Annotated in this window: 22 protein-coding genes, 1 tRNA gene and 1 pseudogene; 15 read left to right on the top strand and 9 right to left on the bottom strand. The window is 69.4% G+C overall.

Going from position 1 to position 24,708, the window contains the following annotated elements; genetic code table 11:
* The first annotated feature begins 11 nt into the window (after positions 1 to 11).
* The 3 genes from ACIQJ5_RS06120 (at position 12) to ACIQJ5_RS06130 (ending at position 3,350) form a co-directional block, all read left to right on the top strand.
* Entirely contained in the window at positions 12 to 1,091 is a 1,080-nt protein-coding gene (locus tag ACIQJ5_RS06120; RefSeq protein ID WP_231089807.1) for a branched-chain amino acid aminotransferase, read from the top strand.
* Between the two features lie 203 nt (positions 1,092 to 1,294).
* Entirely contained in the window at positions 1,295 to 2,065 is a 771-nt protein-coding gene (locus tag ACIQJ5_RS06125; protein WP_231089808.1) for a fumarylacetoacetate hydrolase family protein, read from the top strand.
* A 40-nt stretch (positions 2,066 to 2,105) separates the two neighbouring features.
* Complete coding sequence (locus ACIQJ5_RS06130; protein WP_231089809.1) at positions 2,106 to 3,350, top strand: MFS transporter; 1,245 nt, start codon at positions 2,106 to 2,108, stop codon at positions 3,348 to 3,350.
* A 35-nt stretch (positions 3,351 to 3,385) separates the two neighbouring features.
* Here the strand turns inward: ACIQJ5_RS06130 and ACIQJ5_RS06135 are convergent, their stop codons facing one another.
* Both ACIQJ5_RS06135 and ACIQJ5_RS06140 read right to left on the bottom strand, forming a co-directional pair.
* Positions 3,386 to 5,029, bottom strand: coding sequence for a CocE/NonD family hydrolase (locus ACIQJ5_RS06135; RefSeq protein ID WP_402841891.1), 1,644 nt, complete (start codon positions 5,027 to 5,029; stop codon positions 3,386 to 3,388).
* Positions 5,026 to 6,660 (bottom strand): MFS transporter, encoded by a 1,635-nt coding sequence (locus tag ACIQJ5_RS06140; protein ID WP_402841894.1) that lies wholly within the window; start codon positions 6,658 to 6,660, stop codon positions 5,026 to 5,028. Before ACIQJ5_RS06140 ends, ACIQJ5_RS06135 begins: the two co-directional genes overlap by 4 nt.
* A gap of 135 nt (positions 6,661 to 6,795) precedes the next feature.
* Here ACIQJ5_RS06140 and ACIQJ5_RS06145 point away from each other — a divergent pair, with 135 nt between their 5' ends.
* Genes ACIQJ5_RS06145 through ACIQJ5_RS06155 form a run of 3 tightly spaced genes read left to right on the top strand, consistent with a single transcriptional unit; the run spans position 6,796 to position 10,341 of the window.
* A complete protein-coding gene (locus ACIQJ5_RS06145) occupies positions 6,796 to 7,926 on the top strand; it encodes a LacI family DNA-binding transcriptional regulator (RefSeq protein WP_402841897.1) in 1,131 nt (376 codons plus the stop codon).
* Between the two features lie 40 nt (positions 7,927 to 7,966).
* On the top strand, positions 7,967 to 9,487 hold the full coding sequence (gene gltX / locus ACIQJ5_RS06150) for a glutamate--tRNA ligase (protein ID WP_231089813.1): 1,521 nt from the start codon (positions 7,967 to 7,969) through the stop codon (positions 9,485 to 9,487).
* Positions 9,488 to 9,492: 5 nt separating this feature from the next.
* Positions 9,493 to 10,341, top strand: a complete 849-nt coding sequence (locus ACIQJ5_RS06155) for a transposase (protein WP_402841902.1) — start codon at positions 9,493 to 9,495, stop codon at positions 10,339 to 10,341.
* Between the two features lie 87 nt (positions 10,342 to 10,428).
* Here the strand turns inward: ACIQJ5_RS06155 and ACIQJ5_RS06160 are convergent.
* Positions 10,429 to 10,500 (bottom strand) — tRNA-Gln (locus ACIQJ5_RS06160).
* Positions 10,501 to 10,626: 126 nt separating this feature from the next.
* Between ACIQJ5_RS06160 and ACIQJ5_RS06165 the strand changes: the two genes are divergently transcribed.
* Positions 10,627 to 11,265 (top strand): hypothetical protein, encoded by a 639-nt coding sequence (locus tag ACIQJ5_RS06165; protein WP_402841905.1) that lies wholly within the window; start codon positions 10,627 to 10,629, stop codon positions 11,263 to 11,265.
* Positions 11,266 to 11,289: 24 nt separating this feature from the next.
* On the opposite strand, the gene ACIQJ5_RS06170 is transcribed toward ACIQJ5_RS06165, so the two are convergent.
* Positions 11,290 to 12,129, bottom strand: coding sequence for an endo alpha-1,4 polygalactosaminidase (locus tag ACIQJ5_RS06170; RefSeq protein WP_402841908.1), 840 nt, complete (start codon positions 12,127 to 12,129; stop codon positions 11,290 to 11,292).
* A gap of 230 nt (positions 12,130 to 12,359) precedes the next feature.
* Here ACIQJ5_RS06170 and ACIQJ5_RS06175 point away from each other — a divergent pair, with 230 nt between their 5' ends.
* Positions 12,360 to 13,022, top strand: a complete 663-nt coding sequence (locus ACIQJ5_RS06175) for a VOC family protein (RefSeq protein WP_402841910.1) — start codon at positions 12,360 to 12,362, stop codon at positions 13,020 to 13,022.
* Positions 13,019 to 14,416, top strand: a complete 1,398-nt coding sequence (locus ACIQJ5_RS06180; protein WP_402841913.1) for an amidohydrolase — start codon at positions 13,019 to 13,021, stop codon at positions 14,414 to 14,416. Before ACIQJ5_RS06175 ends, ACIQJ5_RS06180 begins: the two co-directional genes overlap by 4 nt.
* A gap of 191 nt (positions 14,417 to 14,607) precedes the next feature.
* On the opposite strand, the gene ACIQJ5_RS06185 is transcribed toward ACIQJ5_RS06180, so the two are convergent.
* Positions 14,608 to 15,600 carry a diguanylate cyclase domain-containing protein gene (locus ACIQJ5_RS06185; protein WP_402841915.1) on the bottom strand — a complete coding sequence of 331 codons (993 nt, stop codon included), beginning with the start codon at positions 15,598 to 15,600 and terminating at the stop codon, positions 14,608 to 14,610.
* Positions 15,601 to 15,792: 192 nt separating this feature from the next.
* Between ACIQJ5_RS06185 and ACIQJ5_RS06190 the strand changes: the two genes are divergently transcribed.
* The 4 genes from ACIQJ5_RS06190 to ACIQJ5_RS06205 all read left to right on the top strand — a co-directional run bounded on the left by ACIQJ5_RS06190 (position 15,793) and on the right by ACIQJ5_RS06205 (position 19,048).
* The gene (locus tag ACIQJ5_RS06190) at positions 15,793 to 16,428 is read left to right on the top strand and encodes an EAL domain-containing protein (RefSeq protein WP_402841917.1); all 636 of its coding nucleotides are present in this window, start codon (positions 15,793 to 15,795) and stop codon (positions 16,426 to 16,428) included.
* A gap of 282 nt (positions 16,429 to 16,710) precedes the next feature.
* Complete coding sequence (locus ACIQJ5_RS06195; RefSeq protein ID WP_402841920.1) at positions 16,711 to 18,114, top strand: glycosyltransferase family 2 protein; 1,404 nt, start codon at positions 16,711 to 16,713, stop codon at positions 18,112 to 18,114.
* On the top strand, positions 18,111 to 18,335 hold the full coding sequence (locus ACIQJ5_RS06200; RefSeq protein ID WP_231089822.1) for a hypothetical protein: 225 nt from the start codon (positions 18,111 to 18,113) through the stop codon (positions 18,333 to 18,335). The genes ACIQJ5_RS06195 and ACIQJ5_RS06200 overlap by 4 nt, the downstream gene beginning before the upstream one ends.
* A gap of 95 nt (positions 18,336 to 18,430) precedes the next feature.
* Positions 18,431 to 19,048: a flavodoxin family protein gene (locus ACIQJ5_RS06205; protein ID WP_231089823.1), complete on the top strand. Its 618-nt coding sequence runs from the start codon at positions 18,431 to 18,433 to the stop codon at positions 19,046 to 19,048.
* 99 nt (positions 19,049 to 19,147) lie between these two features.
* On the opposite strand, the gene ACIQJ5_RS06210 is transcribed toward ACIQJ5_RS06205, so the two are convergent.
* From ACIQJ5_RS06210 to ACIQJ5_RS06225, 4 genes and pseudogenes are all read right to left on the bottom strand, one after another.
* A complete protein-coding gene (locus ACIQJ5_RS06210) occupies positions 19,148 to 19,783 on the bottom strand; it encodes a hypothetical protein (RefSeq protein WP_402841925.1) in 636 nt (211 codons plus the stop codon).
* A gap of 95 nt (positions 19,784 to 19,878) precedes the next feature.
* A pseudogene (locus tag ACIQJ5_RS06215) lies at positions 19,879 to 21,297 on the bottom strand (Nramp family divalent metal transporter).
* Positions 21,264 to 21,911, bottom strand: coding sequence for an FHA domain-containing protein (locus ACIQJ5_RS06220; RefSeq protein WP_402841927.1), 648 nt, complete (start codon positions 21,909 to 21,911; stop codon positions 21,264 to 21,266). The pseudogene ACIQJ5_RS06215 and the gene ACIQJ5_RS06220 overlap by 34 nt, the downstream one beginning before the upstream one ends.
* Positions 21,892 to 22,440: a type 1 glutamine amidotransferase domain-containing protein gene (locus ACIQJ5_RS06225; protein ID WP_402841929.1), complete on the bottom strand. Its 549-nt coding sequence runs from the start codon at positions 22,438 to 22,440 to the stop codon at positions 21,892 to 21,894. The genes ACIQJ5_RS06220 and ACIQJ5_RS06225 overlap by 20 nt, the downstream gene beginning before the upstream one ends.
* A gap of 171 nt (positions 22,441 to 22,611) precedes the next feature.
* On the opposite strand from ACIQJ5_RS06225, the gene ACIQJ5_RS06230 reads away from it, so the two are divergent.
* Both ACIQJ5_RS06230 and ACIQJ5_RS06235 read left to right on the top strand, forming a co-directional pair.
* Positions 22,612 to 23,898, top strand: coding sequence for an alpha-L-fucosidase (locus tag ACIQJ5_RS06230; protein ID WP_402841932.1), 1,287 nt, complete (start codon positions 22,612 to 22,614; stop codon positions 23,896 to 23,898).
* Between the two features lie 88 nt (positions 23,899 to 23,986).
* Entirely contained in the window at positions 23,987 to 24,670 is a 684-nt protein-coding gene (locus ACIQJ5_RS06235) for a GntR family transcriptional regulator (RefSeq protein WP_231089829.1), read from the top strand.
* The last annotated feature ends 38 nt before the right edge of the window (positions 24,671 to 24,708 follow it).

The following is a 24,708-nucleotide window of genomic DNA, read 5'->3' on the forward strand; positions in this document are numbered from 1 at the left end:
CAGGATGTGACATGACCACTTCTCCCACCCTCGAATTCCAGGTGACCCGCAACCTCGCGGCCAAGACCGACGCCCAGCGCGACGAGATCCTCGCCAACCCCGGCTTCGGGCAGCACTTCACCGATCACATGCTCGACGTCTGCTGGTCGGAGACCGGGGGCTGGCACCGTCCCCGCGTGCAGCCCTACGGTCCGATCTCGCTCGACCCCGCGGCATCGGTGCTGCACTACGGCCAGGAGATCTTCGAGGGCATCAAGGCGTACCGCCATGCCGACGGCTCCATCCACACCTTCCGTCCGCTGGAAAATGCCCGTCGGCTGCAGCGCTCGGCTCGCCGCATGGCGCTGCCGGAACTGCCTGAGGAGATCTTCGTGCAGTCGCTGCGCGAACTGATCGCGGTCGACGGCTCGTGGGTGCCCTCCGGCGAGGACCAGTCGCTCTACTTCCGTCCGTTCATGTTCGCCAAGGAGGCCTTCCTCGGTGTCCGCCCGGCGAAGAAGGTGGCTTACTACCTGATCGCGAGCCCCGCCGGCGCTTACTTCTCTGGTGGCGTGAAGCCCGTCAAGATCTGGCTGAGCGAGGACTACGCCCGCGCCGGAAAGGGAGGCACGGGGGCCGCCAAGACAGGCGGGAACTACGCATCGAGCCTGGTCGCCCAGGCGGAGGCCAGCGCCAACGGCTGCGACCAGGTGGTCTTCCTCCGCGACGGCAACGTCGAAGAGCTCGGCGGCATGAACGTCGTGTTCGTGATGAAGGACGGTACCGTCGTGACCCCCGAGTCCGACTCGATCCTCCAGGGCATCACGCGCGATTCCATCCTGCAGCTGGCGGAGGACCGCGGTCACACCGTCGAGCGGCGGGACGTGTCCCTGGACGAGTGGCGCGAGGGTGTTCGATCCGGCGACATCGTCGAGGTGTTCGCGTGCGGCACCGCCGCCGTGCTGAGCCCGATCGGACTGCTCAAGGGTGCCGGCTTCGAGGACGAGCAGCCGCTGGGCGAGCTCGCCACGAGCCTGCGTCAGGAGCTCACCGACATCCAGTACGGTCGCGCAGCCGACAAGCACGGCTGGCTCGTGCGCCTGGACGCCTGAGAGCCGGAACACCGCGGCGGAGCGCTGAGGACAGGCGTGGCGCTGAGGACAGGCGTGGCGCTGAGGACAGCCGTGGCGCTGAGGACAGGCGTGGCGCTGAGGACAGCCGAGACGCTGAGGACAGGTGGAATGGGGCCCGTGCCTTCGTTTGAGACGGAGGCGCGGGCCCCATCCCGTGTACGGCGGGGCGATAGGCTGGCGAGGTGAGGATCGCACGTTTTAGCCACCAGGACGCCATCAAGTACGGCATCGTCGACGACACCGATCTCGTGGTGCTCGCCGGCGACCCGATGTTCGCCGGATTCGACACGACGGGGGAGCGGGTGCCGCTGTCGGACGCGGCACTGCTGGCGCCGGTGATCCCGCGCTCGAAGGTGGTGGCCGTGGGCCGCAACTACGCCGACCACGCTGCGGAGTTCGGCAATGACGTGCCGGCCGAGCCGCTGCTCTTCCTGAAGCCGAATACCGCCGTCATCGGCCCGGGTGACGCGATCGTGCGCCCGAACGCGCTGTCGGAGCGGGTGGAGTTCGAGGGAGAGCTCGCCGTGGTGATCGGCCGCATCGCGAAGAACGTGACGGCGGAGAACGCGCTGGATTACGTGTTCGGCTACACGATCGGCAACGACGTGACGGCCCGCGATCTGCAGCGCAGCGACGGCCAGTGGTCCCGCGCGAAGGGATTCGACACCTTCTGCCCGCTGGGTCCCGCGATCGAGACCGAGTTCGACCCGACGGCGGGCGTGCTCACCGCCAAGGTCAACGGTGACATCAAGCAGCAGGCTCCGCTGAGCGATATGGTGCACGGCGTGGCCGCGATCATCGCTCACGCGTCCGCGGCGTTCACGCTGCTGCCGGGGGACGTCATCCTCACCGGCACCCCCGCCGGCGTCGGTCCGCTCGTTGCGGGCGACGTGGTGGAGGTCGACATCACCGGTCTGGGGATCCTGCGCAACACCGTCCGCGACGCATCGTGACGCGTCGTCCGGTACTTCGCCACGCGGCACCGGTCGCCCGATGACCGCGCTTGCGTCGCTCGATGACGCGACGATCGCACGGATTCAGTCGCGGACCGTGCGCACGCTGGCCGTCGGGCAGGTCCTCGGCGGCATCGCGTTCGGCGCCACGGTCTCCCTCGGTGCGCTGCTGGCGAAGGACATCACCGGTCAGGACGCGCTGTCCGGTTTCGCCACGGCATCGGTCACGCTGGGTGCCGCACTCGCGGCGATCCCGCTGGCGCGACTCGCCGCCCGCCGCGGACGACGTATCGCGCTGACGCTCGGCAACCTGCTCGCCCTTGTCGGCATCGCGATCGTCATCTCTGCGGCGGCGTCGGCCACCTTCTGGCTCTTCCTCGTCGGTGTTGTCCTCATCGGCACCGGGAACGCGGGAAACCTGCAGTCCCGCTTCGCCGCCACCGACCTCGCCACACCGGCCCGGCGTGGCCGCGAGCTGTCGGTCGTGGTCTGGGCGACCACCATCGGCGCCGTTGCAGGCCCCCTGCTCCTCGGGCCGGGGGAAGCCGTCGGGCGGATGCTCGGGATGCCGGTGCACACCGGTTCCTACCTCTTCTCCCTCGTCGCGCAGGTGGCAGCGTTCCTGCTCTACATCGTCGCGCTGCGGCCCGACCCGCTGCGGATTGCGCAGCAGCGCGACGCGGCCGCCCCTGCGGCCACCGGCGGGGCCTTCGTCGACCGGCCCCGAGTTGCGCGATATGCCGTATTCGCCGTGGCAGCCTCGCACACCGTGATGGCTTCGGTGATGGCCATGACGCCGGTGCACCTGCAGCACATGACGATGGGCGACGCGACCGTGATCGTGGGGATCACGATCGCCGCGCACGTCGCGGGCATGTACGGTCTCTCGCCGGTCTTCGGCTGGTTGTCGGACCGGTTCGGGCGTATCGCGGTGATCCTTCTCGGTCAACTGCTGCTCGCCGGTGCGCTGGTGGCCGCGTTCGTGGGCAGCGAGTCCCACGCCGGTGTGCTGGTCGCGCTCGTGCTGCTCGGGCTCGGCTGGAGTGCGGCGACGGTGGCGGGGAGCACGCTGCTCACCGAGGCGTCCTCACTCGAACGGCGCCCGCGTCGGCAGGGTCTCAGCGACTCGCTCATGAGCCTCTGCGCGGCCGTTGGCGCGGTGCTCGCCGGGCTCGTGCTGCAGGCGGTGGAGTATCGGGGCCTCGCGGTGGTCGCGCTCGTGCTCGTGATCGCCGTGACCGTGGTGTCGCCCTTCGCGCTGCGCGTGCGCGACCCGCGGGCCTGACCGGGGGTCGGAGGGCGGCGGAGCGTGGAGCGCGCTCAGCTCATGGGGCGCAGCACGGCGCCGTCGACGGCGGGCAGGTGGAGCGCGAGTGCGTGCTCGCCGCCCACGTCGAACGTCTGCTCGCTCGGCAGCAGCCGGCTGTGATCGCGAATCGGGTCTGCGGTTCCGGGGTTTCGCAGGTACACCGGATGAGCACCGGATGACACCTGGAGACGCAGCCGGTGTCCGGCGGCGAAACGGTGGGCCAGGGAGGCGAGCTGCAGGACCGTGTGCGTACCCGCCTCGGGGTTTCGCCGGATGTAGCCATCGGTGACCGTGCGAGAGCGCCCCCGCTCGTCCACGTCGCAGAGCCGAACGAACAGATCGACGCGAGGGTTGGTGGAGGTCAGTGTGATCTCGACCCGCGGTTCGCCGATGATGAGAAGGTCGTCGTCGAGCGGGTCGGACGTGAACAGCACGACGTCCGATCGAGCCTCCCGGCGACGCTGGATCCGATAGCCCGAGGCGAACGGGCCGAGGGTGCGACCGCCTTCGCTCGGTGTGGGATCAGCCGGGTCGTAGCGGTACGACAGCGGTGTGGCCCGCTCATCGGGAGCGCCTGGGCGCAGACCGCCGGCTGCGGTCGCCGCCCACACGCGGGACTCGGCGGGCGGCGGCCACGAATCCAGCTCCCGCCAGCCGATGCCGCCGGTGACCTCGATGCGCACGTCCGGGAGCCGATCCAGTGAGTCGAAGGAGACCAGCGCATCGCGCACGCCCATGACGGAGGTCTCGGGTGCACCGTGGAGCCAGTCGCCGATCGCCAGCTTCGCGGGGACGCCTCCCGCGACCAGGGCCGCATGATCCTTCAGCTGCTCCTGCAGGAACAGGTCACGCCACCCCGCCACGAGCGCCACGGGCGGAATGCTTGCGAGATCCTGGGCGAAGTGGAGCGGTTCCCACCAGGGGTCGTCACGCTGCGAATGCTCCACCCAGTCGCGGAAGAACCGGGGATCTGTCCCCACCGCCGCCTGGGCGGCTTCCGCAGGCGGAACCGTGAGGGATCCGCGGCGGAGAGCGCACGCCGCGCGCAGAATCATCCCGATGCGCGCGAGAAGCGGACGCTCCTGCATGCGCAGCGCGAAACTCCACGCCACGGTGGTGTCGATCGCGAAGCCGCCTCCCGGATAGATGATCCCGTCGTCGAACCGGCGAGCCGACACAGCGATGCCCATCGCGTCGGGGCGGTCGGGTCCGTCGCAGAGGGCCCATTGCGTGACACCGAAGTAGCTTCCGCCCCAGGTGTGTACCCGCCCGGTGGCCCAGGGCTGGGCGCGCAGCCAGGTGAGCGTGCTCTGACCATCGGCGACCTCGTCGTGCAGCGGGCTGAATTCGCCCTCCGATCCGAACGTCCCACGGCAGCTCTGGACGATCACGTGGTGTCCGCGTTCGGCGATGAACTTCGCGACCCCGGCGATGCCATCCCTCCCGTACGGGGTGCGGATGAGGAGAGTGCTGTCTGCGGCATCGGGGGCATGCCAGTGATCCGTGAGGAGCGCAGCGCCGTCGTGAGCGCGCACCGGGATGTCGCGGTCGCGCTGCACCTCCGGGTGGGTCGCCGGCGGCATGCCCTCGCTGCGGGCGAGGCGACGATACTCCTGTGCAGCGACGCGCGTCAGCCGCGGGCCCCGGCCGCTCAACGCACGCTCCGTACGCGCGTGACGGCGAACGCGGCGATGAGTGCCATCAGGAACGCCGCCACATAGAGAGCCGCGAAGTTCTCGCCGGTGTCCGAGCCGATGCGGGTGAGGAAGAATCCGAGCACAGGCACGACGATACCGGGAAGCAGATATGCCAGCGCCACAATGCCGAGGTCCTTTCCGGCGTCCTCGATCGCGGGCAGTGTCTCCGTCATCAGAGCCACATCCGCGGCGATGTAGGCGCCCTGGCCCGCACCCACGATGGCGATTCCCACGAGGAACATCGCGATGTCACCGAACGCGATCGCCACGATCAAACCGGCGGCACTGGTCAGCGCCCCGATGATCACGGTGGGCTTGCGCCGCCCCGTGCGGTCGGAGATGACACCGAAGACGAAGGCGAGCAGCAGGTTGCAGAGGGTGAATGCGCCGGTGGCCTGAGCCTGGATCGAGGCGATCTGCGCCGGATCGTCAATGCCGAACCGGCTGGAGATCGTCAGGTAGAGGTAGTTGGTGACCGAGACGATCGAGGCGGTCATGAAGAAGCGGCAGATCCATGCCCAGGCGAAGTCGGGGTGACGACGCGGGTTGAGCCAGAAGGTGTCCAGAACGGCCCGCCAGTTCAGAGCGGACGCGGGCTCCGTGCGGTGCAGGTCATCCAGCGTGAAGAACAGCGTCATCGCCAGGAGGACGGACACGCCGCCGGGAACGAGGAACATGGCCGCTTGCCCCCACGACGCCACGATGCCGGTGACCGCGACGCCGGTCAGGATGCCGATGGTGGTGGCTGCGCCCGTCACCGCGGACATGATGGCCCGGATCCGCCGGCGGATCTGGTCGGCGAACAGGGTGTGGATGGTCATCGAGACGGCGCCCCACCCGGTGAGCCCCAGGACCGCTCCGATGCTCAGCGTGACGAGGGAGGGAGCGAGTGCCTCGATCATGAAGCCCAGGAGCGCGATCACGGACCCGTACAGGATCCAGGGACGGCGCAGGCCCCAGCGCGAGAGCGAACGGTCGCTCAGCCGGCCGAACAGCGGTGTGGTGATCAGGATCGCGACCCCGCCGAGCGTCAGCACGAAGCTCAGGTCGCCGGTGGCGGTGTCCGGACTCCACTCCTTGAGCAGCTGCGGCACGGCCACCCCCGCCATGCCCTGTGCGAGTCCGCTCGCAAGCCAGGTGAGGAAGAAGGCGATCCAGAACGCGGGGGACTGACGCGAGCCCGGAATCTCGTCGGCGGGCGGGGTGGCAAGGGGTGTTGATGTGCTGGTGCTGGCGGTGGTGTTGGTGCTGGTGCTGGTGCTGGTGCTGGTGCTGGTGGTGGTGCTGGTGCTGGTGCTGGGGGTGATCGCCGCGGTGGGTGTAATTGTTGCGGGGTGTGGGAGAGTCGATGTCGCCGTGGGCGGTGCGGTGGGTTCCGTCGTCGTTTCGGGATGTGGGGGAGCCGAGCTCGCAGTGGGTGGTGCGGTGGGGTCCGTCGCCGTTGCAGTGGGGTCTGTCGTCGTTGCGCGATGCGGGGAAATCGATGGGGTGCGCCGGCGTACCCGGGTCGCCGCGGGTGGAGGGGCGGTGTCCGTGATCGCGTCTCGCTCGGGATCCGGCCGGTCGCGCTGCTCCGGTGGGAATGGCATGTCTTCTCCTCATCGTCGGGGTCGAGGCCAGGCCGGATCGGAAGGGTGCCGCACGGTCGGGATCTGGTGAGTGTATGCGCGTACATTTCCAGGCGTCAAGTGGCATAGAGTGGGACGACCCGAGAGAGGAGCCCGATGCGATCCGCGAATGTGTACGACGTGGCAGGGGCCGCGGGCGTGTCCACGGCGACGGTCTCCCGGTACTTCCGCGCGCCGGACAAACTCAGCGCCTCGACGCGGGAACGGGTGCGACGAGCCGTCGCGGAACTCGGCTATCTTCCCAGCGGCAGCGCGCGTGCCCTCGCGGAGCGCCAGACCGGGGCCATCGGCGTGTACTCCTTCAGCGGACACGAACCCGACGAGGTGTGGGAGCCGTCGGCCGCGACGAATGGCCTGCAACCGGATCGCGCGGGCGAGGAGGACATCGTCGTGCGCGTGGCTGGTCAGCGGCGGCGTCCTCGCCTGTTCCCGCTGTTCGCCGATGAGGTGCTCCGCGGTGCGGAGATCGAGTGCACGGTGCGACGCACACCGCTCGTGGTGGGCTGGCAGCCCGGCACGAGCGTCGGAGTCGAGCTGGAGGAGATCGCTCGGCGCGTCGACGGCGTCGTCGTGCTGCCGTCGACCGTCGACGACGAGGCGGTCGCGCAGCTCAGCCGGACGAAGGCGGTTGTGCTGGTCGCTCAGCCGGCACCGCGCGACGTCATCGCGGACGCGGTGGTCATCGACAACGAAGGTGCCATGCGGGCACTCGTCGAGCATCTCATCGAAGAACATGCGGTGGACTCCTTCTGGTACGCCGGATCGGATGTCGGGCACGAGCACGAGGCTCGCCGTCGAGGGTGGGAGGCGGCTCTGGATGCGCGGGGGCTCCGCGCCGACACGCCGGACATCACAGACGGAGGCTCGCGCGCGGCAGCGCGCGCGGTGATCGCGGATCTGCTCCGATCGCTGGTGCCCCCGCGCGCGATCGTCTGCGCGAGTGATCAGACCGCGCTCGGTGTCATGGAGGCGCTCCACGACGCCGGGTTGCAGGTTCCCGAGGATGTCGTGGTCACCGGTTTCGACGGGATCGACGCCGGAGAGTTCGCGAGGCCGACGCTCACCACCATCCGGCAGCCCATGGAAGCGCTCGGGCGGACCGCGGTGAGCCTGCTGGCGTCGCGCCTGGAGGCCCCCGACACCGCCGCGCGTGTGGTGCGCCTGCCGGTGGAGCTGGTGCTTCGCGCGTCCTGCGGCTGTACTTCGGTGGATGGGGGTTCGTCCTGACCACGGGGCGTGAGCGGCGCGGCGGATAGAATATGAGGTGATGTCGACTTCACCTGATCCCCGCACCACGACCGCCTCCGGCGCGGACGTGCGCGTGCGCTTCTGCCCGTCACCCACCGGTCTGCCGCACGTCGGCATGGTGCGCACCGCCCTGTACAACTGGGCGTACGCCCGTCACACCGGCGGCAAGCTCGTGTTCCGCATCGAGGACACCGACGCCGCCCGCGACAGCGAGGAGAGCTACCGCCAGCTCGTGGACGCGCTCACCTGGCTCAAGATCGACTGGGACGAGGGGGTCGAGGTCGGCGGTCCGCACGCTCCCTATCGCCAGTCCGAGCGCAAGCACATCTACGCCGAGGTCCTGCAGAAGCTGATCGACGCGGGTGTGGTGTATGAGAGCTACTCCAACGCGGAGGAGATCGACGCGCGCAATGAGGCGGCGGGGCGGGCCAAGCAGCTGGGCTACGACAACTACGATCGCGATCTGACCGACGAGCAGAAGGCAGCCTTCCGTGCCGAGGGCCGCGAGCCCGCGTACCGCCTCCGGGTTCCCGACGGCGACTTCACCTATGTCGACCTGATCCGCGGCGAGGTCACCTTCCCCGCCGGGTCGTTCCCCGACTTCGTGATCGTGCGGGCCGGAGGCCACGCGCTGTACACGTTCACCAATCCGGTCGACGACGCCCTCATGGGCATCACCCATGTCATTCGCGGTGAGGACCTCATGCCTTCGACCGCGCGCCAGCTCGCCCTCTACGGCGCGCTGATCGATGCAGGCGTCACCGATTTCGTACCGCGCTTCGGGCACATGCCGCTGGTACTCGGAGAGACCGGCAACAAGAAGCTGTCCAAGCGCGACCCGCAGGCGGATCTCTTCCTCCAGCGCGATAAGGGCTTCATCCACGAGGGTCTGCTCAACTACCTGGCGCTGCTGGGATGGTCGATCGGGCCGGACCGCGACATCTTCTCCCTTGAGGAGTTCACCGCAGCGTTCGACATCGCCGACGTGAACCCGAACCCTGCCCGATTCGATCAGAAGAAGGCCGAGTCGATCAACGGCGATCACATCCGCCGTCTCGATGTCGAGGACTTCACGGAGCGCTCGATCGCGTACATGACGGCCGCCGGCGTGTGGTCGGAGCCCACACCGGCGCAGCGCGCGCTGTTCGCGAAGGCGACGCCGCTGGTGCACGAGCGCGTGCAGCTGCTCGGCGAGGTGCCCGGCATGCTCTCGTTCCTCTTCTCTGACTCGGTAACGTATGAGGCCGACGCGATGAAGGGGCTCCCCGCCGATGCGCCGATGGTGCTGACCGCGTGCATCGGGGCTCTCGAGGTCGTCCCGGAGGCGGACTTCGATGCCGCCCACATTCAGGAGGCGCTCGCCGCGGCCCTCGTCGACGAGCTCGGACTCAAGCCCCGCGTCGCATACGGACCGCCGCGCGTGGCCATCACGGGCCGGCGCGTCTCGCCCCCGTTGTTCGAGTCGATGGAGCTGCTCGGCAAGCCGGAGACGCTTCGCCGGCTGGACGCGCTGGCGAACGAGCTGACGCAGGCCGACTGACCGCCGTGGCGGACGGACTCGACGAGATCGCGGCCGGGCTCTGCTCCGGTCCGCTCGCCGAGTTCGTCTCGTCACGCGCAGCGCGTGCTGCTCGCACCGAGGACCCGGAACTGGCGCGCCGAATCCGGGCGCTGCGCAAGCCGAGCGTGGGCGCGTGGGTGGTGAACGTGTTCGCGCGTCGGCGCGCCGCGCACCTAGCCGAGGCGCTGAGCCTCGCCGCGGATCTGCGCGAGGCGCAAGAACATCTCGATGCGGCGGCTCTCACCGAGCTCAGCCGTCAGCGTCGCGCTCTGACACGGCAACTGGCGCAGGAGGCGGTGAAGCTCGCCGAGTCGCAGGGGGAGCGGGTCACGGCAGCCACCGCCGAGTCTGTGCATCAGACGATCTCCGCGGCGTTCTTCGACCCGCAGGCTGCCGCGGCCGTGGCCTCCGGTCGGCTGATCCGCACCCTGGAGCCGAGCACAGGGCCTGCGGATCTGAGTGATGCCGTCGCCGGGAGCGCGCCCGACCTCACTGTGGCGAACCCGCCGCCGACGGATGAGCTCGCCGAGCGGCGACGCCGCCGTGCCGCCGAGGCCGCGGTGCGCGATGCTGAGAGAGCGCGGGAGCGGGCCGACCGCGTCCTTGCCGACCTGATCAAGCACACGCAGGATGCACAGGCGCGCGCGGACGCTCTCGCCGACCGCGTGGCACAGCTCGAGGCCGACCTCGAGCGCACCCGCGCCGCCCTCGACGCCGCGCGGTCCGTCGTCGAGGAGGCCGAACGCCAGCAGGGAGATCGAGCTCAGGAGGCGCGAAGGGCGCACGAACAGGAGGCGGCAGCGCGTGCTGCGCTGGAGCGTCCAGAGAGCTGAGGTATGCCGGGGATGCGCCGGGGGCCGGCATATCCGGGCCACGCCACAAATGAGAAGGCCCCCGGTTTCCCGGGGGCCTTCATAACGCTGGGGTACCTGGACTCGAACCAAGAACAACTGAACCAGAATCAGCCGTGTTGCCAATTACACCATACCCCACCGGTTATCGACCGGCGTCGCAACGTGTTCTAGCTTAGACCACGCGTGCGCACGGGCCAAACCGAGAGTGCATCCCGCGCGCGTCACAGCAGGGGGCACGTGCGGTCGCTGTGAAAGGATGACCGGGTGAGGCTCTCTGGTTCCCCCGCACTGGTCATCGCAGCATTGAGCGTGGTCGCGCTCACCGGATGCTCGGCATCGCCTGTGCCGGCATCACCGGGGACCGCACCCACCGCGGAGGCGAACGCGCCCGCGGGTTCGGCGGCGACTGCATCGTCCGAGCCGAGCACGGGGGAGACCCCCGGCACCGAGGCATCGGTCGCCGCGGCGATCACGTGCGCAGACATTGAGCCGCTCGCCGCGTCGATCACAGGCAACTTCACGCTCTCCGCGGCGGACTCGGTGGAGGGGGCTGAGGGGACGACATGCGTGTGGACCAATGAGGCGATCACGTCCGGCTCCACGGATATCGCCGACTATGCGGCACTGTCGGTTGGCATCGACGATCTGGCGTGGACAGCACAGGAACTCAGCACCCTGCCGGGCGCCACCGATGATCCGCGCGCGGGTGCGCTGGGGGGCCGGGTTCTGATCCTCGGCTCCGGTGAGACCTTGGGGGAGGTCGGTTCGGTTCAGATTCTCTCCCCGCGCGGCTCGGTCACGATCGTCGCCACGGGCACTCTGCTGACGGCGGCTCCCGACACGGCCATCCCGGTGGACGCAGTGATCGACGTCGCTGCGGCCGTCGCGGCGTTGCGCGCTTAGCCGCGGCCGCCGGACCACCACGCGTCATCCGCGGGGCGGGCACGCCTCGAACACGTACTCCGCGGAATCGGGGGTGTGAAGGTCCCGATCGCGCAGGATCATGAGCGTCGGAGAATCTGCGTCGGCGCACATCTGCGCGAAGGACCGGGGCAGCTCGTCGGTGTACTCGATGTCCAGCACGGCATCGCCGTACACGTCGCGATAGGCCGGGCATTCCTCGTAGGCGGCGCACTCCTCGGTCACCGCGAAGTCGAAGCCGGCATCCGCGCGCAGTCGGGCGGCATGCTCGGCGGTGTTCTTCTGGCCGACCGCGAGACCCGCGTCATGGGCCACATCTGACAGCATCCGGGCCAGATCGATGTTGTCCTCCAGGCTCAGCGCCTCCGCTGACCGGGTGAAGCTGTCGAGGTTGTCGAACTCGACCGCCTGGAACCCGTCATCGGCACATCCGCGCAGCCACGGCGCGACCACGGCGACGATCGCGGCGCGGCGGTCGGGGGTGGAGGTGTCCAGCAGCACCTCGTCGGGCCAGTCGGGATCGTGGACGAGGTCGCCCTCGTCATCGGTGAGAAGCACGGACGAGGGCCAGGAGCCGGCCTCGCCCGGCTGGGTCTGGAACGCGTTCACGTAGCAGATCGAGTAGGCGTCCGGCGCGGGCGGTGCCGTGCGGTCCCGCGCCACGATACCGACGCCGGGGCCGAGCTCGTACGGACCGCCCAGCTGGTAATCGAACGTCGTTGTCTCGGGCCACGGAGTTCCGGCGCCGGCAATGTCGCCGACGTCGGATCCCGTCGCAGCGCAGCCGGAGAGCAGCAGCACCGTTCCGAGCGCGGCGATGGTGATCACGGGGCGGAGGGCGGACACGGATCCAGCCTAGGCGCGGCGACGTACGCGCGCTTTGGCAGCCGCGGCGCGTGCTCGATCTCGGCGCGTGGTGTGTGGCAGGACCCCGTGATCTGCTGGTGGCTCGAACGGGGCGCGTCACGTGACGCTGCGTGACCGGTGATTGCGGCAGATGAAAAACACGCCGCCACGCCCGCGCCGTCGGCGCTGTACTGGAGCTCTGCGAAGCCGTCCCCTCAGAGGAGCCCGTCATGACACGTACCGCCCACGCCGCCCCAGCCCTGCTCGACCACATCGTCATCGCGGGTCCCGACCTCGCCGGCGTGATCGCCTGGTTCGCAGAACGCACGGGGGTGACCGCCGCACCGGGCGGTGCCCACCCGACCGGCACGGCGAACGCCCTCGTCGCGCTCACCGTCGACGGCCAGCGCGTTCCTCACTACATCGAGCTGATCGGTCCGAACCCGGAGGTCGAGCACGAGGGGCCGGTGACCACGTTCGGCATCGACGGGCTGGACGCACCCCGCATCGTCACGTACGCCGTGCACCCCGACGACATCGAGCAGGCTGTCGCGTCCTCGCGCGCCCGCGGCTACGACCCGGGCGAGATCTGGGACCTGTCGCGTCGTCGGCCCGACGGCGAACTGCTGGAGTGGCGCCTGACGCGCGGAAGCGGGGACTTCGCGGTTCCGTTCCTCATCGAGTGGGGGAACACCCCGCAGCCCGGTCTGAGCGATATCCCCACGATCGAACTGGTGAGCTTCGAGCGAGTGGTGGCCGACGACGCGGCGCTGTCCGCGGTGCATGATGCCCTCGGCCTCGGTGACGATGCGCTTGTTCCGCTCGTGACCGGCGATGCGGACTCCTACCGGCTCACGCTGCGAAACGCCCAGGGCGACGAGGTCGTGCTGTGACCCTGCACGATACGGATCTGCTGGCACCCGCGGACGAGGTGACGGCGTCCGCCCGACGGGCCGGCACCTCGGAGCACGCGCTGCAGACGGCCCTGGACTGGCACGTGCGCACCGCGCGACCGGTGGAGGCGGTCAGCGTCGTCGAGCAGTCGGCACACGCGGGCGCCGGGGACGGCGTCGTGGCGGAGCTGTCACGGCGGTTCGACGAGTCGGCACCGGTGTTGCAGCAACTCGCCATCGATCTGCACGATGATCCCGAGATCGGTTTCGCGGAACGGCGCTCCGTCGCCCGTATCGCCGACGTGCTGCGTCAGCACGGCATCATCGCGGAGATCGGCGCATTCGGCCTGCCGACTGCGTTCCGGGCGAGCGTCGGCTCATCGGAGGGGCCACATTTCGCGCTGATCGCGGAATACGATGCACTTCCCGGCGTCGGGCACGCATGCGGGCACAACATCATCGCGGCTGCAGCCGTGGGCGCGTTCCTCGCTGCGGCGCCGGTGGCCGAGCGTCTCGGCGCCCGGCTCTCGCTGATCGGCACGCCGGCCGAGGAGAACGGCGGTGGCAAAGAGCTCATCCTCCGCGCCGGCGGATTCGACGACGTCGATGCTGCCGGAATGGTGCACCCGGGAGCAGGATCGGCGGTCTCTCCCGTCCTGGCGCCCCGCACGACCGGTGTCCGTCGCGTCGCCGTCACCTACCGTGGCCGCGCCGCGCACGCGGCCGCTTCCCCATGGCTCGGCCGCAACGCCCTCGACGCCGTCGTGACCGCGTATCAGAGCGTCGCGCAGCTCCGCCAGCACATCCTTCCGATCGACCGGGTGCACGGGATCATCACCGACGGCGGAGCAGTGCCCAACGTCGTGCCCGAGCAGGCCAGCGCATTGTTCTACGTGCGCTCGGCAGAGATCGAGACGCTGCGCGCCCTCACCGATCGCGTGGTCGACGCGCTGCAGGGCGCCGCGCTCGCGACCGGCACGATCGCCGAGATCGACGTTGACCCCGTGCCGCCGTACCTCCCGCTCCAGCACAACCGCGAGCTCACCCGGCGGTGGGTGCAGGCCGTACGCGGACGCGGCCGGGAGGTGCCGGTCTCCCCGGTGGTGCAGGCACAGAGTGGCGCGTCCACCGACATGGGCAACGTCAGCCACTATGTGCCGTCCCTTCACCCCTCCATCGGACTGGGCGGCCCTGACGATGTGCATCCGCACAACGCTGCCTTCGCCGCCCACACCATTCGGCCGGCGTCCTTCGCCGCCCTGTCCGATGCGGCCGTGGCGCTCGCGGTGACGGCGGCGGACTTCCTCGCCGACCCTGAGCTGCGAGCCGAGGTGAACGCCGAGTTCGCCGCGCACGGCGGACGCTTTCGCTGGACGGACGGCGCGCAGAGCTGAGTGTGCCGGAGAGAAGCTCAGAGCTGTCAGGAAGTGACGTCGCGTCCGTTCGTCGGCGCACGCGTGACGGGATCCGGGGCGTCCAGCGCGGTGAGCCCGTCTGGAGGGGGCGCGCCCGAGTGAGGGCGCGGCGTCGTGATCTGCTTGTCGGCGCGATGGCGAGGACGCGTCCGAGTCAGGACTTGTACGAGTCAGGACTTGTAGTCGTACATCCGCTCGTCGGCACGGCGGATGAGGGTATCCAGGTCGTCCTCCGGGGAGCGCTCGGCGATGCCATAGCTGAACGGGACCGGTGACGTGCGGCGCACGCGGGCCATGATGCTGCGTGCCGTGCGTGCATCGGTCCCGGTCAGCATCACGACGAATTCGTCTCCGCCGAGCCGGCCGACCACGTCCGTATCGCGGATGGCAGCACCGAGATGGTGGGCCAGCGCCTGCAGCGCCGTGTCACCGGCGTGGTGGCCCGCGGCGTCGTTGACGGCCTTCAGACGGTCGGCGTCCACGAGCACCACCGTGAGCGATTCGTCGCGACGGTGTGCCCGGCGCACCTGGTCCCCGCCCACGCGACGCAGACCCCGCCGGTTGAGGACACCGGTGAGCTGGTCGCCGTCGACCCGGTGGCGGTAGTACGCCGAGCCGCGGATGCCGACCACGAGACACAGCACCGAGAAGATCGTGAACTCCGCGACGGCGATGGGGGTGAGCACGCCACCTTCCGGCGGGAGCCCGCGAGCCGCGGCTGCACCGACGGTCGCGGCCACCGCGGGATACACGATCAGGCGCGCGAGCCAGGGCGGCGAGAACCAGCCCAGGTAGAGCGCGACGAGCGGGAACTCCTGCAGGCAGAGCAGAGTGTGAGCGGTGTCGGTGCCGAAGACGGCGAACACAGCGAGCATGACGGCGGGAAGGAGAGCGGCGGTCATCCCCACCCAGGCGGGGAGGCGTTCACGGAGCACGACGGCGGCGATCACCACGACTGCGCCGAGGAGGATGCGGGCTCCGGTGTAGACGAGGAGGTCCAGCGTCGGCTGCGGCTCCTCCAGCACGATGTGCGCGAGGGCGCTCAGCACCAGCGCGCCGGCGAGAGCGCCGGTGGCGAAGGCGTAGGCGCGTTCTTCCCCGCTGAGCCGAGCGCGCAGCGAACGGCTCGCGCGCTGTGCGGCGGCCGATCGGTCACCCGTCATCTCTCCTCCTTTCGCGGCCTCGTCTTCCCGCCCGCACCGGGTGCTCGGTGCAGGGGCTCACCAGAGAGACGGGGGAGTGCGCGTTTTATGACGCGAGTTGCGACGCGGATGCCGAGGCCGGCGCCGTTGCGGATATGCAGCATGCAGTAGACGCAATAGAGTGAGCACGGCCAACAGAGGCGGGAGGCGCACGTGGCGGTTGTGTTCCAGCCCATCGTCGACCTCCGTGACGAGAGCGTGGCGGGCGTCGAGGCCCTGTCGCGCTTCGCGGATGGGCGCACGCCCGAGGAACATCTCGCGCAGGCGCGCGCACGAGGAACCCTCGTGGAACTGGAGCTCTCGTTGCTGGCCGACATCCGGCGCGCAGCGGCGGCGATCCCCGACGGATGGCTGATCACCTGCAACGCGTCCGGACCCACCTTCGATGCCCTGGAGAACGAGCGGGTGGCCTTCGACCGCCGCCTGCGCTGGGGGCTCGAGCTCAGCGAGCTGTCCGCCCCCGCCGCCTGTGCCGCCGCGCGCCGCATCAGCACCGCGCTCGGCTGTCTCCTGCTGCTGGACGACGCCGGTGCCGCACACTCGACGGTCGAGCGGATCCAGGAACTGCGCCCCGACATCGTGAAGCTCGATCGGCTCATCGTGGCCACGTACGAGGACGACGTCGCCACGCAGGCGCTCGCGGCGCGGCTCTGCGATGCGGCACGCGCCGTCGGCGCCCGCCTCCTCGTGGAGGGTGTCGAGACCCCGCGGCAGGCAGCGCTGGCTCGCGATCTCGGGGCCGAGTACGCCCAGGGATATCTCTTCGGGCGACCGGCGCCGATCGCCTGAGGACAGGGCTCTCCGGCGGCGTCCCAATGAGATTCACAGGACAGAGTGCCCGATCCGGCCCCGCAGCACCGTGTAATAGAAGATGCAGCAGTGACGTGACTGCCGGTGGGCCCCCGTCCACCGGCACCGTTCACGAGCGCGTCGCCGGTGGTCCCGATCCACGTGGTGTCGTTCGTGGCCGGCACGCGTCCTGAATCAGAGGAGGGGAGATTTGCTGTGTCCGGCCACAGATCTATCCGGCGTCCCGGGCTGACGCGCACCGGGCGCCTTGCGGGCGTCATCGTGATTGCGATCACCCTGCTGGCGGCGGCGCTCCTGATCGCGGTGATAGCCCTCACCGCGCCCCGCCCGGTGTGGGATCCCCGGGAGGGCAACCTGCTCGGATTCGAGTTCCGGTACGATGCCGATGGCCCGGCCATCGGACTCCTGATCGGTGCCGTTCTCTTCGCATCTGCCGCGGCTGCAGCCGTCGTGCTCTACGAGCTGCACGTCACCCGCCGGTCCCGGCGCACGCCACCGCACATCGACGCGCGCCCGCTGGCGCCTCGGCGCATCATGGCCGCGACGCGTGGCGTCTTCGACGGTCCGGTCACCATCACCGCACTGATCCCGGCACACAACGAGGCCGACAACCTCCCGGCCACCCTCGCCTCGCTGCGCGCGCAGACCACGCCTCCCGAGCGGATCATCGTCATCGCGGACAACTGCACCGATGACACGGTAGCTCTCGCCCGTGGTGCGGGAGTCGAGGTGTTCGAGACCGTCGGCAACACCCGGAAGAAGGCCGGAGCGCTGAACCAGGCGCTCGGTGAGCTCCTGCCCCAGCTCGGCAACAACGACGGCGTTCTCGTGATGGACGCCGACACCCGCTTCGCCACCACCCGGTTCCTGCGCGTGGCGCGACGGCGGATGACCGCGGACCGCGCGCTGATGGCTGTGGGTGGACTGTTCCTCGGAGAGCCGGGACATGGCATGCTGGGACAATTCCAGCGCAACGAGTTCACCCGCTACTCCCGGGAGATCCGTCGCCGCCGCGGCAAGGTTTTCGTTCTCACCGGCACGGCCAGCGTGTTTCGGGCCCCGGCCTTGCGCGCCGTCGCCGATGCGCGCGGGGTGCTGATCCCGGGCAACGCGGGGGAGGTCTACGACACCGTGGCGCTCACCGAGGACAACGAGATCACTATCGCGATCAAGAGCCTCGGCGGGCTCATCGTCTCGCCGCCGGAGTGCGTGGTGGTGACGGAGCTGATGCCGACGTGGCGGATGCTGTGGAAGCAGCGGCTGCGGTGGCAGCGTGGTGCGCTGGAGAACCTGGGGGAGTACGGGCTGACGCCGACGACGGTGCGCTACTGGTCGCAGCAGATCGGAATCGGGTACTCGGTGATCGCGCTCACCTCGTACTTCGCGCTGATCATCACGATGCTGCTCGCGCTGGATCAGTGGGTGTGGTTCACGTTCTGGATCGCCATCGGACTCGTGTTCATGATCGAACGTGTGGTCACGGTGTGGAGCGGCGGCTGGCGTGCTCGCCTGCTTGCTGCGCTGGTGATCCCCGAGCTGGTGTACGACTTCTTCTGCGACGTGGTTTTCGTGAAAGGCGTGATCGACATGGCATTCGGACGGGAAGCGACCTGGTCGCATCTCCAGCAGCCCGCCGGCCGCGCCGATGCGGAGGCGACGGCATGAGCGTTTTCGCGGCGGGAGGAACCATGCCGGCGGGAGTCCTGCTTCCCGAAGCCGTGCTGAACAGCCCGTGGTTCGCGGTGCTCGCCGGATTCGTCGCTGTGAACACCGTCGTGTACGTCTGTCTGGCGGTGTTCAAGATGCTGCCGCCGCCGCGGTGGCGCTGGCGGGGTCGCTCCCGCCGATCGGAGACGCGCAGCATCCATCCGGACGGACCCCTCTGACACGCGTCCGGACCGTGCGCGAGGTCGCCTAGCGCGTTCCGGGCCGTCGCGCCACCCCCGTGATCCGGCGGCGGCAGCCTGCCTACCGTGCCGGTATGACTGAGCGAATGACCGTACTGGTACTCAACTGCACGCTGAAGCCCGCACCAGCGGAGTCGAGCACGGGGGCACTGGCCGGACTCGTCTCCGGCGCCCTGTCCGACCTCGGGTGTGATGTCGACACGGTGCGCGTGGTGGATCACAGTGTGCAGGCCGGCGTCGAGCGTGACATGGGCCCCGGCGACGGGTGGCCGGCGCTGCTGCGGCAGGTGCTGGACGCGAGCATCCTCGTGTTCGCGACGCCGACCTGGGTGGGTCAGCACTCCAGCGTGGCACAGCGCGTGATCGAGCGCCTCGATGCCGAACTCTCGCAGACCGACGAACGGGGCCGGCCGAGCCTCTACGACCGTGTCGCCATCCCGGTGGTGGTCGGAAACGAGGACGGAGCGCATCACATCGTCGGGATCCTGGCCCAGACGCTGGGAGACGTCGGCTTCACGATTCCGGCCCAGAGCGGTGTCTACTGGAACGGCGAGGCCATGGGCAAGACGGACTTCATCGCTCTCGACACCGTGCCGGAGAGTGTCCGTTCGGCGGCGCAGACCGCGGCGGCGAACGCGATGCATCTGGCCCGCCTCCTGCGCGGGCACCCGTATCCCGCACCCGCGGAGTGAACCAGGGCGTCGGTTCCTGGAATCCTGGGTCGGGTCGGGCTGCCCTCGGGCGTGGCTTGCTGCGTCGGTTCGGGGTGCCCTCGGGCGTGGGTTCCTGGGTCACATCGGGGTGCCCTGGGGCCGTTGGGGGTCGCGGAAGTCGAACTCGGGGTCCGTGAGCGGCGGCACGTCCGGATCCTCTTCGGGAGCCGGCGCCCGCTCCGGTGCGGTCGGCGGCGCGATGCCGGGATCGCGCTCGGGGACCTCCTCCGGGTGGGGAGCGGGGTTACGCAGCGGATCACTCCGGCTGGGCTCGGCCTCCCGCTCACTGCCGGCCTCGCCGTGCAGGCCGTCGTCCGTTCCGGGCAGCTGATCATCGGTGTCCGCCTCGGGCGGGGGTGATTGCCCGCCGCCGCTGTCGTCGTCCGCCGTCCGATCGGTGCGTGAGGGCTTGACGTTCGGGGGGAGCAACCCCTGGTCTGCGACATCCCTCACGCTCCCGGTGTTGGTATCGGCCCCGGTGTTGGTGTCGGTGTTGGTGTCGGTCGCCGTGTCGGTGTTGGTGTTGGTGTTGGTGTTGGTGCTGGTGTTGGTGTTGGTGCTGGTGCTGGTGTTGGTGTCGGTTCCGGTGTTGGTGTTGGTGTTGGTCGCCGTGTCGGTGTCGGCGTCGGTGTCGGCCTCGCCGGCTTGTCTCCGGTCCGTGCGGGAGGGGTGAACGTTCGGAGGCAGCAGGCCTTCGTCGTAGATCTCGCTCATGATGTGCTTCCTTCCGTTCATCTCAGCGTCATGCCGCCACATGTGCGCCGCCACAGGGTTGACACGGGCCCACATCGCCCTCCGGATCGGCGACATCACCGTCCCAGCACCAGGGATATGATCCCGAAGGCGCCCGCCGCGCACATGATCACCGCCGTGCCCCAGCCGAGGACCCGGGCCGCCCACCCGTTGCGATGCTCGCCCATCAGCCGCCGATCGCCGGTGATGAGCATCAGCACGATGATGAACGGACCCGCGGCGATGCCGTTGATGATGGCGGACAGCACAAGCAATCCAATGGGATCCACCCCGATCACCGAGAGCGCGACCGCGACGGTCAGACCCACCAGCAGAAGGGCGTAGAAGGTGCGCGCCTGGTGTGGCTAGCGGTCCAGGCTCCACGGCCTGCCGAGGAGCGCAGCGAAGCCCGCGGCGCCGGAATCGGCCAGTACGGGGACGGCGAGCATCCCGGATCCGATGAAGCCGATCGCGAACAGGGCGAAGGCGAAGTCTCCCGCAATGGGCTGCAGCGCGCTGGCCGCGGCCTGGGCCGAGTCGACCTTCTGATGGTGCACGCCCAGCGTCGCGGCTGCCGAGACCACGATGGCGAACATGATGGCGACCGAGAAGAGCATGCCGATGATGACGTCGATCCGGCCGAGCCAGAGTGCCCGGCGTGCTCCGGCCGGTGACTGGTCGTCGAGGGTCAGCGGCTTCGCGGATCCCCTGCGCTGTCCGCGTCCGCGAGATCGTGCGTCCGAGCCCAGCATCTCTTCGCGTTCCTCGGTCTGCCAGAAGAACATGTACGGGCTGATCGTGGTGCCGAGCACCGCCACCACAAGACCCAGATACCGGGGCTCCCACTCGAAGCCGCGACCGAGCAGCCCGCCGAGGACATCGCCCCAGTCGACCGACGCCACGATCACGACGCCGACATAGGCGAAGAGCACCAGGCACAGCCATCTGAAGATGCGGGAGATCCACGCGAACGAGCCGCGCACCACCACGAAGCCGATCACCACCCCCGCGATCAGCGACCACAGCGGCGCCGGACCGGCGTGGAGCAGGCTCATGCCTTCGCCGATGGCCACGAGATCCGCCGCCGCATTGACGCTGTTGGCCACCAGCAGTGCAGCCAGCAGTACGGCGATCCACGTGCGGGCGCCGCGCTGGAACCGGCGACGGATCAGTGCTCCGAACGAATCCCCGGTGGCCAGCGTCATCCGCTCGCAGGCCTCCTGCACGACGATCATGAGGGGAAGGGTGAGCGGTACGGTCCACAGCAGGCCGGTGCCGTACAGGGCGCCGGACTGCGCGTACGTGGCGATTCCGGAAGGGTCGTCGTCGGCGGCCCCCGTGACGATGCCGGGCCCCACCGCCCGCAGAGCGCGGCGGACGCCGCCGCCGCTGTCGCCACCACGCCCTGCGGGCTGCTGATCACCCTTTGCCGACGAGGGATCCCGTTGCGGAGGGGGAGAGCTCAATCGTCCTGGACCTCCCACCGTCCGCTCCACTCCGGGTTGTCTCGGTCGCTGTAGTCGGGGCGCGCGGGCTGGGGCGGCTGGTCCGACAGCTCACCGCCCACGCGACCTCCGAACGGCCGGCCGTGATCGGCGAACTCCGCCCGCATGAACACGAACCGCCAGGGCCCGGCCGTGAACCGGGCCCCGGTGCGGAGCACCTCGCTGCGTTCGCCCGGGGGTGAGCCCGCCACATCGGTGGCGGCTGCCGCGGGATTGGCGTTCATCTCGCCCGCGCCGTGGAGGACCAGGACATATTCGTCCCGGTCGTCGTGGGTGATCGTGGCGTGCAGTGCGTCGATCCCCGGAAGAACCAGGTCACATCCCGTCGCCGCTCCGATGCGCACCTCGTCCTCGGTGAGGGCGAACGTGAACCTCTCGGTCTCATCGGTGACGAGCAGGCGGGGCTCACCCGCACCCCACGTGGAATGCGTCGTGGTGGGCGTGGGATTGGCGTCCGCGTTCGCCGGCATCTCCCGCATTCCGGTGTAGGGGACGTGAGCCTGTTCCGGCTCGTCGGGAACGGCCGTCGCCGGGTCGGGGCGGGCCTGGCCGGATGTGTCCTCCATCGCCCCGCCCCCCTCGCGATCAGGCGTGCTGGCGCTCATGCTCACCCTCCCCGATCTCTTCGACGAGCTTCGCGTTGAACGCGGGAAGATCATCCGGCGTCCGGCTGGAGACCAGCCCCTGGTCCACCACGACCTCCTCGTCCACCCAGTCCGCACCCGCATCGCGCAGATCAGTCTGCAGACTCGGATAGCTCGTCATCCGCCGTCCGTCCACGACCCCGGCCTCGACGAGCAGCCAGCCACCGTGGCAGATGACGCCGGCCGGCTTGTGCTCGGCAAACATGTCGCGAGCGAACGCCACCGCCTCGCTGTCCATGCGGAGGTGATCAGCGTTCACGACCCCTCCCGGAAGCACCAGTGCGTCGAAGGAATCCGCGCTCACCTGACCGAGCACATGATCCACCGGCTGCTCGTGACCGTTCTTGCCGGTGATGGAACCTGCGGCCGGGGCGAGCATGACGGCGCTGGCACCCGCCGCGGTGACGGCCGCCCACGGGCTGGTGAGCTCACTGTCCTCGAACCCGTCGGTCGCGACGAACGCGATGCGCTTTCCCTGCAGTTTCGACATGACTTCTCCTCTCATTGGACTCGTCATCCCTCCACGGTGCCGAAGCGGGAAGCGAGCATGAAGGGGATGGCACCGCGCATCACGATGTGCTAACCCCGCGGCTTCACTCCCGGCATAAGCGAGGATGGAGGCAGGCGGCGTGGCCGCCGTGCAGATCAGCGCGGAGGAATCATGACAACGGGATCTCCCCAGCACGACGTCGACATCCCGCGCCCCACGGCAGCCCAGCTGCGGTGGCAGCGCGCCGGGAGCGGCGTCTTCTTCCACTTCGGGGTCAACACCTTCGGAGACCGGGAATGGAGCGATGGCACACTGCCTGCGGCGTCCTTCGTGCCGGAGCAGCTGGATGTCGGCCAGTGGCTGGACGCTGCCCAGCTCGCCGGGGCGCGCTACGTCGTGCTCACGGCGAAGCACCACGACGGGTTCTGCCTCTGGCCCACCAGCACCACCGACTACTCCGTGGCATCCTCACCCTGGCGCGGCGGCGCCGGAGACGTGGTGGGTGAACTCGCGAATGCCTGCCGTGAGCGTGGGGTCGGCTTCGGCGTGTACCTCTCACCGTGGGATCGGCATGCGCCCGAGTATGCGGATCCTGATCGTTATGACGACCTGTATGCCGCCCAGCTGACGGAACTGCTCACCGGCTACGGCGATCTCGTCGAGGTGTGGTTCGACGGCGCTGGGTCCGAGGGGCGCACGTATGACTGGCCGCGGTTCATGCGGCTGGTGGCGGAGCATCAGCCGGAGGCGATGGTGTTCAACATGGGTGCACCGACCATCCGCTGGGTGGGCAACGAGGACGGCCTGGCCACTGATCCTGTGAACTATGTGGCCGATGCCGTGCCGCTCAGCCAGTACGTGGCAGGCGAAGCCCCGCTCGCGGTGCCGCGATATCTCCCGCCCGAGTGCGACGTGTCGATCCGTCGCGGGTGGTTCTGGCACCCGGAGGAGAGCCCGAAGTCGGTGGCCCACCTTCTCGCTATTCACCAGGCATCGGTGCAGCTCGGCGCGAACCTGCTCCTGAACCTGCCGCCGGATCGAAGCGGGCGTATCGACGCGGCGGATCTGGCTCGACTCGCGGAGTACCGCGCGGAGCTGGACCTGCGGTTCGGGCGGCCGGTACCGGCTCGCCTCCACCACCGAGGTGACGGGGTGTGGGAGGCGGAACTCGCCGAGAGCGTGGCGATCGGCCATGTCGAGTTGCGCGAGCGTCTGGAGGAGGGGCAGCGGGTGCTTCACCACCGCATCACGGTTGCGGGCGAGGTGCTGGCGTCGGGCCACACGATCGGCGTGCGGCGCGTTCATCGTGTGCCCGTGTGCGAGACGCGGACGCTCACGGTCACGCTCACCGGGGGTGGAGAGCTGGAGGCGGTGGTCGTGCACCCGGCTGCGGACACCCGTGCGGAGCCGATGCTTCCGCCGGACTACGCGGCGTCCAGGGAGGTTCCCGATCACTGACCTCCCACAGACACCGCCGTATTACCGATAATCGATTACACTGAGCCTGTTCGTTAGCGATTGTCGATTGCCGTAATAGGATCACGCCATGCCCGATGCCCTGGACGCCGTACCCGAGATTCGTCGTGGTCTGCTCTCCGACCAGATCTACGACTTGCTCAAGCAGATGATCAAGGGTGGAACGCTGGCGCCGGGGGAGCAGCTGGTCGAATCCGGTCTCGCGAAGAAGCTGCAGGTGAGCCAGGCGCCGGTGCGCGAGGCTCTGAAGCGACTGACCCACGACGGCCTCGTCTCCCACGTACGCCACCAGGGATCGTTCGTTGCGACGTACTCGGACGAGGAGATCGAGCAGGCGCGCGTCGCCCGCGCCGAACTGGAGACGCTTGCCGGACGCCTCACGGCGGGACGGCTGAGCTCTGAGACCCGCGAGCACCTATCGGGGCTGATCGCGCAGATGCACGACGCCGCCGAGGCGCGGGAGCTCGGCCGATTCCGCGAACTCGACTTCACCTTCCACCGTGCGGTGATCGAGGCCAGCCGTAATGTGTACCTGCCACGGATGTGGGACATCATCGAACCGAGCCTGCGCTCGCTGCATCTGCTGGGCGATCCGGATTTCGTCGGCGACTGGGGAATGGTCGCCGACTGGCACGACGAGCTGCTCGCGGTGCTCGACGCCGGCGACCCTGACGCGGCGGCCGCGCTGTTTCGGGCGCACGCCGCGGGGACGCTGCGCGACATGATCGCCGGAGGGCCCGATCCGCAGGACTGACCGAAGCGGTCGGGCCCGTCGTTTCTCTGCATGGTCGC

This window comes from Microbacterium sp. GXS0129 (assembly GCF_044769785.1).
Lineage (GTDB): Bacteria > Actinomycetota > Actinomycetes > Actinomycetales > Microbacteriaceae > Microbacterium > Microbacterium nymphoidis.

Coding starts and splice junctions, on each gene's coding strand:
- ACIQJ5_RS06120 (WP_231089807.1), top strand. CDS start 12: ATGACCACTTCTCCCACCCTCGAATTCCAGGTGACCCGCAACCTCGCG.
- ACIQJ5_RS06130 (WP_231089809.1), top strand. CDS start 2,106: ATGACCGCGCTTGCGTCGCTCGATGACGCGACGATCGCACGGATTCAG.
- ACIQJ5_RS06140 (WP_402841894.1), bottom strand. CDS start 6,660: ATGCCATTCCCACCGGAGCAGCGCGACCGGCCGGATCCCGAGCGAGAC.
- ACIQJ5_RS06145 (WP_402841897.1), top strand. CDS start 6,796: ATGCGATCCGCGAATGTGTACGACGTGGCAGGGGCCGCGGGCGTGTCC.
- gltX (WP_231089813.1), top strand. CDS start 7,967: ATGTCGACTTCACCTGATCCCCGCACCACGACCGCCTCCGGCGCGGAC.
- ACIQJ5_RS06175 (WP_402841910.1), top strand. CDS start 12,360: ATGACACGTACCGCCCACGCCGCCCCAGCCCTGCTCGACCACATCGTC.
- ACIQJ5_RS06185 (WP_402841915.1), bottom strand. CDS start 15,600: ATGACGGGTGACCGATCGGCCGCCGCACAGCGCGCGAGCCGTTCGCTG.
- ACIQJ5_RS06200 (WP_231089822.1), top strand. CDS start 18,111: ATGAGCGTTTTCGCGGCGGGAGGAACCATGCCGGCGGGAGTCCTGCTT.
- ACIQJ5_RS06205 (WP_231089823.1), top strand. CDS start 18,431: ATGACTGAGCGAATGACCGTACTGGTACTCAACTGCACGCTGAAGCCC.
- ACIQJ5_RS06210 (WP_402841925.1), bottom strand. CDS start 19,783: ATGAGCGAGATCTACGACGAAGGCCTGCTGCCTCCGAACGTTCACCCC.
- ACIQJ5_RS06220 (WP_402841927.1), bottom strand. CDS start 21,911: ATGAGCGCCAGCACGCCTGATCGCGAGGGGGGCGGGGCGATGGAGGAC.
- ACIQJ5_RS06225 (WP_402841929.1), bottom strand. CDS start 22,440: ATGTCGAAACTGCAGGGAAAGCGCATCGCGTTCGTCGCGACCGACGGG.
- ACIQJ5_RS06230 (WP_402841932.1), top strand. CDS start 22,612: ATGACAACGGGATCTCCCCAGCACGACGTCGACATCCCGCGCCCCACG.
- ACIQJ5_RS06235 (WP_231089829.1), top strand. CDS start 23,987: ATGCCCGATGCCCTGGACGCCGTACCCGAGATTCGTCGTGGTCTGCTC.